This is a genomic window from Rheinheimera pacifica (assembly GCF_024809855.1).
GTDB lineage: Bacteria > Pseudomonadota > Gammaproteobacteria > Enterobacterales > Alteromonadaceae > Alishewanella > Alishewanella pacifica_A.
Map to the genome: position 1 here is coordinate 93,725 of NZ_JANUEM010000011.1, position 13,141 is coordinate 106,865.

Genomic DNA, 13,141 nt, shown 5'->3' on the forward strand with positions numbered 1-13,141 from the left:
GCTTCGTGCAGATACTTTGTCAGGTGGCCGCAGTACGCTTATCGGTTCTGTCCAGCGCGCGGATAATATCGCGCCAGCTTAAAATACCCTGCGGATGTTGTTTGCTGTCTACAATTGGAATACAGGATACACCTTCGGTGTTAAACAGATGTATAGCATCCATTATCTTGGCCTGAGGCTGCAAGGTAACCGGTTTACGCAGCATAACCTGGTGTACTTTTTTATTTAAGGTAGCCAGATCGCGCGGGGTTTCTGCAGCTGTGCCAATATGCGGGCTTAAGGCTTTAAACAAATCACGATCAGATAGCACTCCCAGCAAAATGCCGTGTTCCACCACCAGTACATGATGAAACTTCACATGATCAAAAATATGTTTTACCACCGACAATGTATCGTCCGGCGATACGCTAACCGGCTTAACGCTCATTAGCTGGGCTACATTTAGCATGGCACACCTTTGGCTAAGCCACTGTAATAATTAACGGCAAATGGCAAGACTATAGCGTTTTTCAGCGGCATTGCCAGCCTGCTACCTACGGTGCTGCCACAACAAATACAAGCCGCTTGACATAATAACTGCCGCCCCGGCCAAAGTTGAGAACTGTGGGTATAACTGCCATAGCACAATATCAAAACCAATACCCCACAACAGCGCCGTATACTCAAACGGTGCTATCAAGGCAGCCGGTGCTATTTTAAATGCCTGCGTAATGGCAATTTGGCCGCCAAAACCGGTAATACCAATAAGCACAAAACTTACCCACAGCTCGCTGCGAAGCGGCTGCCAGTCTGGCAATGCTAAAACACCGGCCCCCAGTGATAACAGTGTCATTAGCCAAAACACCATATTACCGGTACCTTCTGTACGGCCCAGAATACGTACTGTTATCGCTGATACCGCATAGCAAAATGCTGCCAGCAATGCCATTAAGGCACCAAAGCTAATCAGCTTATCGCCATCGGGCTGTAGCATAAACAACACGCTGATAAGGCCAATGGCAATGGCCACCCAGTGCCGTGGTGCCACATATTCTTTTAACCAGAATGCAGACATAGCAGTAATTAACAGCGGTGCGGTAAAGAAGATGGTATAAGCTTCAGCCAGCGCCAGGCTTTGCAGGCTAAACACAAAAGCCCACAGCATGGTAACGCCCAATACCGCCCGCAAAATATGCAGGCTCCAGCGCGTATTTAGCAAAGTTTTGTGCCGGCCACTGCTAATAAGCCAAACTACCACCAAAGGCCAGGCCAAAGCCCCGCGCAAACAGGCAATTTGCATCGCACTGTAATATGGTGTTAACGACTTCATCGCGGCGTCCATAGCAGCAAACAACGCCACGGCCAGCAACATACATAGAATCCCACGCAGCGGGTTATCGACGTTTGATAAAGACGGAGCAGACATTGACAAAACTCATTCAGAAACCTTTAACCGGCAACTATAAACACATGTTAATAAACATAAAAATGTCTTTTACACGAACAGTGTTAGTGTGCACCAATACGCCGCATATCAGGTAGCCAAATAGCTAACACGCCCAGCAGCGGTAACCAGGCGCACAGCTTAAAAATATAGGTGATGCTGGTGGCGTCGGCCACTATGCCAAGTACCGCAGCAGCAATGCCGCTAAAACCAAACATCATGCCGTAAAAAATGCCCGAGATCATACCGATATTGCCGGGCACCAGTTCCTGGGCAAAAACAATAATGGCCGAAAACGCCGACGACATAACCAGGCCTATCAGTACCGTTAGCACAGCAGCGCCATACAGGTTGCTGTAGGGTAACAGCAAGGTTAGTGGTGCAGCACCCAGAATAGACACCCAAATCACCGGCTTGCGGCCGATTTTGTCACCTACCGGGCCACCAATCACGGTACCTACTGCCACTGCAGAGAGAAACAGAAATAAAAATAACTGGGAGTCAGCCACCGATACGGCAAACTTTTCAATCAGATAAAAGGTGTAAAAATTACTCAGGCAGGTCATATATGCGTATTTGGACAATACCAGCAGGGCCAGAACCAGCAATGCCTGCTTGGTTTGCCGTGGCGATAAGCCATTATCAGCAACGATACTACTGCGTTTATGTGCTGTGGCATGTGAGGTAATAACCCAGCGGCTAACGCGCTGCAGTACCATTATGCCTACTATAGCGAACAAGCAAAACCAGCCTATACTGCCCTGCCCACGCGGAATAATTATCATTGCAGCTAACAGAGGCCCAAGCGCTGAGCCGGCATTACCACCCACCTGAAACACCGCCTGCGCCAAACCATAACGCCCGCCAGACGCCATACGGGCTACTCTTGAAGCCTCAGGATGAAAAGTAGATGAGCCCAGGCCAATCATGGCAGATGCCAGCAATAACATGCCAAAGCTGGTTACCAGGCTTAGCATAACCAGGCCCAGCAGCGTAAACACCATGCCAAGCGGTAATAACCACGGCTTAGGATGCTTGTCGGTATAAAAACCTACCGCGGGCTGTAATAACGACGCGGTAATTTGAAAAATCAGCGTGATTAAGCCGATCTGGGCAAAACTAAGCAGATACTGCTGCTTTAGCATAGGATAAATCGCCGGCAGTATAGCCTGGATCAGATCATTCAGCAGATGCACAAAACTCACTGCCGCCACAACAGGAACAGCCAATGCTGCCGGTGCAACAGCACCAGATACACCCGCATTAGAAACGCTTGTCATAATTCTCCGGCAAGCGGTTGGTAAAAAAGGCGGCCAGTATATACCACGGTATGATTAGCGGAACATTGCCAAGCGCCAGGTTGCCGCCTGGCTGCGGTATTTGCGATGGTAATTACGGCAGTATTTACGACAGCAATCAGCAAAGATCTGTGCCCTTGTTTTAGCTTGTTATCATAAAGCTGATATCCCGGCTGAGAATGCGGCTTTTGGGGTAACTCAGTGCTAAAACGGTGCCGGGTATTGCTGCAAAAACAACGCTATATCATCTAACACTGAACCGGTTAACTGCAGTTTAAATGCTGCTATATTCTGTTGCAGCTGTGCCATGCTGGTAGCGCCAATAATGGTAGAGCTTACGCCATCTACCTGATTAACCCAGGCCAGTGCCAGCGCTGGTGCCGATATATTGTGGCTGTGCGCCAGTGCCGTAAACGCAGCAATAGCACTGTTTGACTGTGGCGTATCACGAAATAAGCCGTTGCGCTGCAGCATACTCCAGCGTGTGCCAGCCGGACGGGCACCATTAAGATACTTACCGCTTATAGCGCCACCGGCCAGTGGCGACCAGGGCAGATAGGCGATATTTTCGTGGACACACTGTTCAATCAAATAGGGCCAGTCTTTGGTATGCAACGGGCTAAATTCATTTTGTATAGATACCATGCGGGGTAAATTATGCTGTGTGCTTAGCTGTAAATACTGGCTAATCCCCCAGGGTGTTTCGTTTGATAAGCCACAAAAGCGGATTTTGCCCGCCTTTACACAGTTATCCAGTGCCTGCAGTAACCCCAGCATCTGCTCAGTGTGCTGCCCGCCGTTAACGGCAGAAAAACCAATGCGGCCCACCGCATGCTTACCAAAATGTGGCGACACCCGGTTAGGCCAGTGCAACTGATATAAATCGATATAGTCGGTTTGTAAACGCTGCAGAGATGCATCCACTGCTTGCAGTAAAGTGGCCGGTGTCATATCGCTGCCACCGCGCACGTGTGCCAGGCCATTGCCTGCCATTTTACTTGCCAGCACAATGTCATTGCGCTTATTGCGGTTACGGCTAAGCCAGTTGCCAATAATACGCTCAGTGCTGCCATAGGTGTCAGCCGTAGGAGGAATGGCATACATTTCAGCGGTATCAATAAAATTAACGCCCTGCGCCAGCGCGTAGTTAAGCTGCTCGTCGGCATCGGTCTGGTTGTTCTGACAACCCCAGGTCATACTGCCTAAACACACCCGTGATATCTTAAGCTTGCTGCTACCCATAACGGCATATTGCATAACGACCTCTTTCTCTTCTGTTTTACCGGTTGTTGTAACCTGAGCGGCACATTAGCCCAATAGTAAAGCGCAGACAACCTGAAGGTAAAAATTACCTGTTTGTTAACTAAAATAGGAAATTAATGCTGCTGGCAGTTATGGCCCAGCGTTAAGCACCTGTACTTTCAAGCACGGCAAAAAATAAAATAAACCTATATTAATCAAACAACTAAATAAGTAATAGCACGTTATTTGGGCTTGCTTTTCATGCTGGCCTATATACTGCAACTGCATTATTGTCCTGCTGCCTGGACATGTTCACCACCGGTTGACCAATACTGGTTACCGCTGAAGTTTTCACTCAATTAAGGAGAACCTAACTATGGCACAGTTAAACACCCCAGAAATGAAGCATGTATCTGACATTATTCAGGTACTTAACAGCGGCATCGAGTTTTACGGCGATGCGAAAGAAAAAGTTAAAGACCAGCACCTGGCTCAGTTTTTTGACCGCATGGTAAATGCGCGCCGTATGGTAAAAGAGCGCTTACAGCCATTTGCCGTGCAGGAAGATGGCAAGCGCGAAGAAGGTTCAGCCTTTTCAGTTGAAGCGCGTAAAGTGTATACCAAAGTTATTGGTGCTATGTCGTCTGACAAAGATCACACCTATATCAGCCAGCTGGAAGAAGTTGAAGATAAAACCCTCGAAGAAATCAGAGCTGCGCTGAAAGAAAATCAGCCTCCGCAGTTTGAAGCAGCGTTATTGCAATCTATGGCAACCATGCAGGAATGCCATGACGAAATGCGCGCTTTGAAAAAGGCCACCCGCCATTAAAATGGTAATTTAACTGCCTTTTAAGCCCCGCCGGCGGTTAACACCAGCGGGGCTTTGCTATTACTCACTGAATATTATGCTGCTGTAGCCACATTTCTAATAACGTAACCTGCCACAACTTTGAACCAAACCGGCCACTGAACTGTTCAGGCTTTGCCAACATCGTGTCAATATAATCCATATTAAACAACCGGCGCTGGCGAGCTACCGGCTGGCTGAATATCTCTTTAGCCAGTTGCAGATATTCGCCTTGCATTTTACGCAGTGCCGGCACCGGAAAATAACCTTTGGGCCGGTCAATAACATCAGCCGGAATAATTTCCCGGGCTACCTGTTTTAGCAAATACTTCCCACCGTCACGCAATTTCAGCTGGTGCGGCATTTGAAATGCCAGCTCGACTAATTCATGATCCAAAAATGGCACCCGAGCTTCCAGGCCAAATGCCATGGTCATATTATCTACCCGTTTCAGTGGGTCATCTACCAGCATAGCTGCGGTGTCCAGATGCAGAGCTTTATCTACCGGCAATTGCGCATCACAACCGGCAAAATACTGCTGAATATAGCTGAGTGAATAGTTACGCTGGCAATATTCAGGTGCCAGCACTTGTGTTAACTGCGCCTCGTCCCAGGAAAAATATGCATCGGCGTAGCACTGTGCCGCATTGCTGTCAGTGGCTTCTGTCATTGGCGGATACCAGTGATAACCGGCAAATACCTCATCAGCACCCTGCCCGCTTTGCACCACCTTAATGTGCTGACTTACTGCTTGCGCCAGCAAATAAAAGCCAATTACATCATGGCTTACCATAGGCTCTGACATCGCCTCAATGCAGGGGCGCAAATGGTTAAGCAAGGTGTTATGTCTGGCATAAATTTTTTGGTGGCGGGTATCGTAGTGGCTGGCAATAATATCTGAGTACTTAAATTCATTGCCCTCTTCTTCTGCTACATTGTCAAAACCAATAGAAAAGGTATGCAACTGCTTTTGCCCCAACTCGCTAAGCATACCAACCAGTAACGATGAGTCCAGCCCACCGGATAACAGTACCCCCACCGGTACATCGGCCTCCAGCCTGCGCCCGACACTGTTAAATAAAGCCTCATTCAACGCCTGCTGCCAGTCCTGCTCACTACGATGGTTGTCGTCGGTTGTTGCATGCAATTGCCAGTAACAGCCCTGCTGTACATCCCCCATCGCGCTAACTTTTAGCCAATGCCCTGGCTGCAGCTTATGCACACCACTAAACAAGGTATCAGTACCAACAATTGCCCGGAATGACATATATTGATGCACGCCCAACGGGCTAAGCTGGCGGGGTACTTCGGCGCATTTTAGCAACGATGGTAAGGTAGATGAAAACCAGAATCCGTTACCGTTATGATGATAATACAAAGGTTTAATACCCAGCCTGTCGCGGGCAAAGAAGGTGCTGTTGCTGTCGCGGTGCCAGATAGCAAAGGCAAACATGCCATTAAACCGCGCCATACAGTGTTCCTGCCACTGGGCATAGGCTTTTAAAATAACTTCGGTATCACTGGTAGAAAAAAACTGATGCCCCAGTTGCTCCAACTCGTAGCGCAAGGCTTTATAGTTATAAATACAACCGTTAAATACTATGGTTAAACCAAGTTTGGCATCATGCATTGGCTGCGCCCCGGCTGCGGTTAAATCAATAACGTTAAGCCGCTGGTGGCCAAAACAAACATTACCCTGTGCTGCCACGCCCCTGCCATCTGGCCCACGCACTGCCAACACATCTAACATTGCATCAACATAATGCGTTGATGCCTTACCCTGAAAACTGATTTCTCCTGCTATTCCACACATACTCACCCTCTGCATTTATTGCTTATGGCAGCAGGTTTTGACAAACCCGGCCGGCGCTAAATTTCAGCATATCTGACAGCATCATCAGGCTTTGCTCTCAAGCCAACCTAATGCAGACTTTTTTAAGTGTAGCCTTAATTGGCGGCCTTTACCGGGCAATGTGCCGGTTTCCTTGTGCTACACTTAACTTTTAATCAACAATTACTAAGGTAGCGTTGAAATGAATATTTGTATTTTGTCGACCGATCAGGAAACAGATGATCATCGGCTGCTGGAGGCTGCGCGGGCCAAAGGCCATACTGCACAGTTATATAACATCCGCGATATCAGTATGGCGCTAACAACCGACAAACCCTCCATTTACTGGCGCGACAAAGACATAACCAAAACCTTCGACGCTATTATTCCGCGCTTAAACGTCAACTTTACCGATTACGGCACCAACGTATTACAGCAATTTATCTGCAGCCGGACCTATGTCAGTGAGTCACCGGCTGCACTACGGCTGGGCCGCGATAAATTAAAGTGTTTGCAGTATCTGCTGGCCAGGGGCTTGCCGTTTCCCGCTACCGGTATTGCCTACACACCGCAGGGGTTCCGGCAACTGGCAAAGGTTATCGGTTTACCAATGATTATTAAACTGATTGAAAGTACCGAAGGTACCGGTATTTTTCTGGTACACAGCCTAAAAGAAATGGATAACATCGTCAGGACATTCAGCCAGTTAGGCGCATCTTATATTATCCAGCACTTTGTTACAGAAGCTGCTGGCACTGACATCAGAGCTTTTGTCGTGGGTGGTAAAGTAGTAGCCAGCATGTGCCGCCGCTCACAAGATGGCGATTTCAGATCGAATGTTGCGCTGGGCGGCTGCTCTGAACCTTATCAGCTAACAACGGCCGAAGAACAGATGGTGCTATCTGCCACTGCATCTATTGGTATCAACGTTTCCGGAGTAGATTTTGTCCGCTCCAATGATGGCCCGATGCTGCTGGAGATCAATGTTTCCCCCGACTTTACCGGCGAACAGGGTATAGAAAAAGTAACTGGAATTAACATTGCCGATGCCATTATTGATTTTGTTGTATCGCAAGTGCATCGTTTTTATGAAAACCGTTACCCCAGCGCCAAAGTACTTGAATTACAAAGAGGTATCTTATGTGCCGATGGATAGCCTATACCGGCAAACCAATATATCTGGATACTCTGGTTACCAAACCCGACCATTCGCTGGTAGTACAAAGTCGGCATAGCCAAATGAATTACACTAACAGCGGCCAGTTGCTAAGCACTAATGGTGATGGCTTTGGCATTGGCTGGTACGACAAACGTGCCAGCCCCGGCCTGTTCAAAGATGATTTACCCGCCTGGCATAACACCAACCTGAACAATTTATGCCACCAGGTTAAATCTCATACCTTTATGGCACATATCAGGGCAACGACCACAGGTGATATTCAGCGGACCAATTGCCATCCGTTCAGTTATAAAAACTGGCTATTTCAACATAATGGCCATGTCAGCAACTTTCCTAAGTTACGCCGCCAGCTACAGCTAAAAATTGCGCCAAAGTTGTACCCACACTTACAGGGTACAACCGACAGCGAAACGTTCTTTTTGCTGGCCCTCACTTATGGTTTACAGGAAAATCCCAAAGCAGCAATGCAAAAAATGGTGGCTGAAGTGCTGCAAACGTTAAAACAGATTGATAAACAAGGAGTGCTGAACCTGTCTTGTGCCATCTCTGACGGCAACAAGCTTTACACAGTGCGCTACTCACATAATGAAGCCCCCATGACACAGTTCGTGTCAACAGACGCGAGTTGTCTGGAAGAATTTGACGACTCAAAACCGCAAATTCCCTCTGGTAGCACGATAGTGGTATCAGAGCCGCTGGATCATGTCAGTGATAAGTGGACAACGATCGACAGCAACACTTTTACCACTATTTACCGAAGCAACATTAAAACTGAGCGCTTTACAGAGCATTAATACAACACCGGCGCACGGCCACTGCTAATATAAGCAGCAGCCACTAGCCGCAGTGTCGCGTTTTATATCATAATCGCTACACTTATTTTTAGCTTAAAGAGTGATTATGAAAATTATCAGTAGCCTTACTGCCATTCTGTTGGCGATTGCATTAACAGCCTGCTCTGACACCCCGGGTGACACTAAACTAAAACAACTGCTACAACAGCAGTATGATGCCAAATATGCCGGTTTAATGGATATTAACGATGTAAAGAAGCTTAATGGCTGGTCTGACAGTGACAACCATTACACCGCCGAAGTGGCTTACAATATTGCGTTTAAAAAGTCTTTTGCCGCTTTTATGAACGAACAGACTGAACAGCCCGGCAACCCGCTGGAAAAAATGGTAACCGGCATGTCTGCCGGTATGTTAAAGCTACAATATGGCGATTTTAAAGCCGGTGACAAATATCAGGTAAAACAACAAACCCTGACATTACGCATGACAGAAAACGGCTGGATGTTAACTAACTAAGCCGCCGGTGTATCGGCAGCTCTCTCTGGCCGGTGCACCTGCTCTGGCGATACAGCTTGCTCAGCCAGATCACTGGCTACCAGTTGCATATCGTCCGGTTCAAGCGTTACGGTTTGCTCTGCGGTGGTTTTCCCTTCCAGACGTAGCGTCATTAACAGCGGAAAATGATCTGAGCCTATATTAGGTAAACGTGCTATTTTTTGCAGACTAAAGTGGCTGCTATGAAACAGGTGATCCAGCGGCCAGCGGATAAAAGGGTAAGCGGCATGAAAGCTGTTAAACATACCCCGGCCAATACGCGGGTCAAGTAAACCACTTACCTTACGAAATAAACGGGTTGTTTCAGACCAGGCAACGTCGTTCAGATCTCCGGTAACGATAAGGGGTTGTTTACACTGTGCGACGCTCACCGCTAATACCAGCAGCTCGGCATCGCGCTCAGAAGAACTTTCGTTTTCAGTTGGGCTTGGCGGCGCCGGATGAACAAAATGCATTACTACGCGCATGCCGCTGGTTAGTTCCACTTCGGCGTGAATAGAAGGCACATCCGGTTCAACTAAAAACTGCACCGCGCCATTGTGCAGCGGTAAACGTGAATACACATGCATGCCATATAAGTTGTCCAGTGGGCACTTGATGCTGTGCGGATAGTCAATACTTAACCTATCAAGTTGCTGTTGCCACCACAAATCAGATTCCAGCGTTACCAGTACATCAGGTTTGTACTGCTGCACCAGCTTGATAAGGGCAGGCGCATTACGGTTTGTCATCAACACATTAGCTGTCATTATTGACACCGTTTGGCTGTCATTACCCACGCTTTTGCTTAACGGAACCTCTGTACGGTGTAAGCGGGTATAAGGCCAAATCCACCAGCCCTGCACAGCAAGGCACCCCAGATTAAGCACTATCAGCAACTGGCTAGCACCCTGCGTTATATCAAGCGTTGTCAGTTGCACAACCAATAACAGGCCACTAAGTACAGCCAGCTGCAAGCGGGGAAAATCCAGCCCACGTACTAACCAGTGCTTAATGCGGCTAAGAGGTAACAGGGTAAGTAATAGCAATATGGCAGTTAATACAGCAAAACTGGACAGCATTCATTATTCCGTTTGGTTAATAGTGTTTAACCCTAACTGATCCCGCTGCCTCAGGCAACGCAAAAACACCGCTGGCGGGCAACAAGCCGGTTTGGCACCAACAACATAATCTGCCGTAAGCATAAATAGCAACGGCCACCCGCTGGTAGCCGTTATGCTTGATGCTTAAAAGTAATAATTAAAACGCTACGACAATTTCTACCCGGCGGTTTGCTGCTCTGCCCCGCGATGTTTTGTTATCAGCAATCGGCTCTGACGGCCCACGGCCTTCGGCCAGCAATTGCTCAGCGGCTAATCCCTGCTGCTGTAAAAAAGCCATGACCTGCTCTGCCCGCTGCTGCGATAATCTGTTGTTATAGGCTAACTGGCCGGAGCTATCAGTATGCCCAAGCACAGTAACATTTTGATAGGTTATACCTTTTAGTGATTCTGCTACTGCGCTTAACTGTCGTTGTAATTCATTGCTGATACTGGCGCCATCATGCGAAAACGCTGTAATGTCAGGAAAAGACACTTTAACAGCATTGTCAGCCAACTCTGCAGTAGTGACACCCGTAGCGGGTTGCAACCGGGCAGCAAACAGTGTTTGTGGTTTGGCTGATTCCGCATTGACCCCCGCCGAACTTGCGGTAGAGCTATTTGACGTGCTGACACAACCGGTTGATATTAGCGCCGCAATAACTGCGACGGAAAACGATAACATGCGCAACATTTATACTCCGTTATTTAATGTTAAATACTGGCGCATACTTTAATGGTTTTATTTAGGCAAATAAACACTTTTATTTAACAAATAATAAAAATAAACCCCTTACTTATTTTCAATTGTTCTGCTAGTTGTTTACTTAAAGTTGTGCAGTATCCCGATTGAACTTTAGTCGCAAATCCACTATGGTATCACCATGCAAAGCCCCGAATGTTTTACCGCTAACACGCTATGCGTGCTACGGCCTTACAATACCGCTATCGCCTTCCATTCCTAGGCCGGTTTTGCCCTGCGCAAAGCCGGCTGAACACTTTTTTCTGCTTAAACCCTTAATGTCATTTTTGCTTCTCTGATCCGGAGCGCCGATGTTCTTTTGTTATCCCAAACGGCCTTATGGCGCCGTTAGCCGGGCTATTGCAGCTCTGGCATGCCAGCAACTGTTGCCAATTACCGCCTTGCAGCTGGCAAGTATTGTACATTTTATCGCCGACGATACGGCCAGGCACCGGCTTAGTAGTAATACCAGCTGTATCCGGCCTGGCAGCTCGGTAGAGCTGCACAATACCGACACCGATGAGCGTGGTTGGTTACAAGTGGTTTGTCCGGCGCAAGCCAGTTATCGCCGGGGCCGTATTTCTATTATCTCGCCGCTGGGGGCAGTGCTGGCTGGCAAAGCTCCCGATGCAGATATTGAGCTAACCGTACTGTGCCAACGCCTGCATTTTCGCGTGCTGACAGTACTAAACGTAACACACCGTCAACCAAGGAGATCTTAATGAAAACACCCGATATCACTGTATCTACCACCGACTTTGACCGGTTGGAACAACTGCTTAGCAGCCTGCCAGCGGATACTGTGGGCAGCAACACCCTGCGTCAGGAGCTGGAGCGCGCCAATTTGGTAACGCCGCAACAATTGCCCGCCAATGTGGTAAGCATGAATTCTACAGTACGCTTTAGCTTTGCTGATGGTAAAAGCAGCAGTTTAACGCTGGTATACCCAAAAGACGCCGCCCAAAGCAATACTATTTCAATACTGGCACCGGTAGGCAGTGCCTTGCTGGGACTGCAAGTGGGCGATAGTATTAACTGGCCACTGCCCAGTGGCGATATGTCAACCATCACCGTAGACGAAGTGCTGTACCAGCCAGAGCGCGAAGGTGCTTACCACCGCTGAACAGCGCCCCAGCCCCGCTCACAACGGGGCTGGATGTATTTTACTCATGTACTTTATTTATCAGATAAACGCTTCCGGCTTCGCAAACCAGCTTAACTGCTATAGAATGCGCCACCTTAATTTTGCGCGGGCGTTATGCAGCCATGATGTCGTCTAATGCGTTATACACCGATTTATCCGGCTACTATGATTTAATGTGTTGCGACATTAACTACCCGGCGCAAAGCAACACCGTACACCGGCTGCACCAGTTGCTGGGTAATGGTGGTAAAAGCCACCTCGATTTAGCCTGTGGCACCGGGCCACATATCCGCCATTTTATCGATTATGGCTATCACTGCAGCGGGCTGGATTTAAACCAACCTATGCTGGACTTAGCAAAAGCACGCTGCCCGCAAGCCCATTTTATGCTGCAAAATATGTGTAGTTTTACGCTGGATAAACCGGTTGACCTTATCAGCTGCTTTTTATATTCCATTCATTACAGTGCCGGTATTAACCAGCTAAAGCAGTGTATTGCCAGTGCCTATGCCGCGCTTAACCCAGGTGGAATGTTTTGTTTTAATGCAGTAGATAAAGACAAAATTTGCAACCACAGCGCCGTGCGCCACAGCACCACCCATGACAACAGTCTCTTTGAGTTTGAATCGCTGTGGCATTACAGCGGCAGTGGTGAGCAACAAGCACTTAAGCTGCGCATTGCCAAAACCAGCGCGGGTAATACTCAGCTATGGCAGGATGAGCACCCTATGGTTGCTATCAACTTTGCCGAACTGCAAGCGTTGCTGCTGCCTTACTTTGAGGTGCATATCTTAGCGCACGACTACGACAAAATATCTCCGTGGGACAACACCTCCGGCAACGCCTTATTTGCCTGTGTAAAACGCTGATCCAACTCTGCTTTGTGTGCTGCTGTAGCGCTACTAAAACAGTTTCAGATATGGAAAACGGCTATGGTTACCCGTGCCAATAGCAACCCAGGTTCGCATTGTGCTGCCGGGCACGTTATGCTGGCGGCAGTAATAG

The 13,141-nt window shown here is 48.1% G+C and carries 14 protein-coding genes; 7 read left to right on the top strand and 7 right to left on the bottom strand.

Translation table 11 applies throughout. The annotated features are described in order from the left end of the window. Positions 1–19 precede the first annotated feature (19 nt). From M2404_RS14310 to M2404_RS14325, 4 genes are all read right to left on the bottom strand, one after another. A complete protein-coding gene (locus M2404_RS14310; protein WP_259240434.1) occupies positions 20–448 on the bottom strand; it encodes a CBS domain-containing protein in 429 nt (142 codons plus the stop codon). A gap of 81 nt (positions 449–529) precedes the next feature. Further along, positions 530–1,405: a DMT family transporter gene (locus M2404_RS14315; RefSeq protein ID WP_259240435.1), complete on the bottom strand. Its 876-nt coding sequence runs from the start codon at positions 1,403–1,405 to the stop codon at positions 530–532. An 83-nt stretch (positions 1,406–1,488) separates the two neighbouring features. Continuing rightward, entirely contained in the window at positions 1,489–2,703 is a 1,215-nt protein-coding gene (locus M2404_RS14320; RefSeq protein ID WP_259240436.1) for an MFS transporter, read from the bottom strand. A gap of 222 nt (positions 2,704–2,925) precedes the next feature. Beyond that, entirely contained in the window at positions 2,926–3,978 is a 1,053-nt protein-coding gene (locus M2404_RS14325) for an aldo/keto reductase (RefSeq protein ID WP_259240437.1), read from the bottom strand. A 361-nt stretch (positions 3,979–4,339) separates the two neighbouring features. Here M2404_RS14325 and M2404_RS14330 point away from each other — a divergent pair, with 361 nt between their 5' ends. Further along, positions 4,340–4,792 carry a ferritin-like domain-containing protein gene (locus M2404_RS14330; RefSeq protein ID WP_259240438.1) on the top strand — a complete coding sequence of 151 codons (453 nt, stop codon included), beginning with the start codon at positions 4,340–4,342 and terminating at the stop codon, positions 4,790–4,792. 64 nt (positions 4,793–4,856) lie between these two features. Here M2404_RS14330 and M2404_RS14335 read toward each other — a convergent pair whose 3' ends face one another. After that, positions 4,857–6,623 carry an N-acetylglutaminylglutamine amidotransferase gene (locus M2404_RS14335; RefSeq protein WP_259240439.1) on the bottom strand — a complete coding sequence of 589 codons (1,767 nt, stop codon included), beginning with the start codon at positions 6,621–6,623 and terminating at the stop codon, positions 4,857–4,859. 220 nt (positions 6,624–6,843) lie between these two features. Between M2404_RS14335 and M2404_RS14340 the strand changes: the two genes are divergently transcribed. From M2404_RS14340 to M2404_RS14350, 3 genes are all read left to right on the top strand, one after another. Next, positions 6,844–7,797, top strand: coding sequence for an ATP-grasp domain-containing protein (locus tag M2404_RS14340; RefSeq protein WP_259240440.1), 954 nt, complete (start codon positions 6,844–6,846; stop codon positions 7,795–7,797). Continuing rightward, entirely contained in the window at positions 7,782–8,615 is an 834-nt protein-coding gene (locus M2404_RS14345; protein WP_259240441.1) for a class II glutamine amidotransferase, read from the top strand. The genes M2404_RS14340 and M2404_RS14345 overlap by 16 nt, the downstream gene beginning before the upstream one ends. Before the next feature lie 106 nt (positions 8,616–8,721). Further along, positions 8,722–9,132, top strand: coding sequence for a hypothetical protein (locus M2404_RS14350; RefSeq protein ID WP_259240442.1), 411 nt, complete (start codon positions 8,722–8,724; stop codon positions 9,130–9,132). Here M2404_RS14350 and M2404_RS14355 read toward each other — a convergent pair. After that, entirely contained in the window at positions 9,129–10,232 is a 1,104-nt protein-coding gene (locus tag M2404_RS14355; RefSeq protein ID WP_259240443.1) for an endonuclease/exonuclease/phosphatase family protein, read from the bottom strand. The two genes, M2404_RS14350 and M2404_RS14355, sit on opposite strands and share 4 nt — an antisense overlap. Before the next feature lie 178 nt (positions 10,233–10,410). Next, a complete protein-coding gene (locus M2404_RS14360) occupies positions 10,411–10,944 on the bottom strand; it encodes an OmpA family protein (protein WP_259240444.1) in 534 nt (177 codons plus the stop codon). Between the two features lie 359 nt (positions 10,945–11,303). Between M2404_RS14360 and M2404_RS14365 the strand changes: the two genes are divergently transcribed. From M2404_RS14365 to M2404_RS14375, 3 genes are all read left to right on the top strand, one after another. After that, positions 11,304–11,714, top strand: coding sequence for a GreA/GreB family elongation factor (locus M2404_RS14365; protein WP_259240445.1), 411 nt, complete (start codon positions 11,304–11,306; stop codon positions 11,712–11,714). Next, on the top strand, positions 11,714–12,115 hold the full coding sequence (gene rnk / locus M2404_RS14370; protein ID WP_259240446.1) for a nucleoside diphosphate kinase regulator: 402 nt from the start codon (positions 11,714–11,716) through the stop codon (positions 12,113–12,115). The genes M2404_RS14365 and rnk overlap by 1 nt, the downstream gene beginning before the upstream one ends. Positions 12,116–12,258: 143 nt before the next feature. Next, the gene (locus tag M2404_RS14375; RefSeq protein WP_310503095.1) at positions 12,259–13,005 is read left to right on the top strand and encodes a class I SAM-dependent DNA methyltransferase; all 747 of its coding nucleotides are present in this window, start codon (positions 12,259–12,261) and stop codon (positions 13,003–13,005) included. Positions 13,006–13,141: the final 136 nt, after the last annotated feature.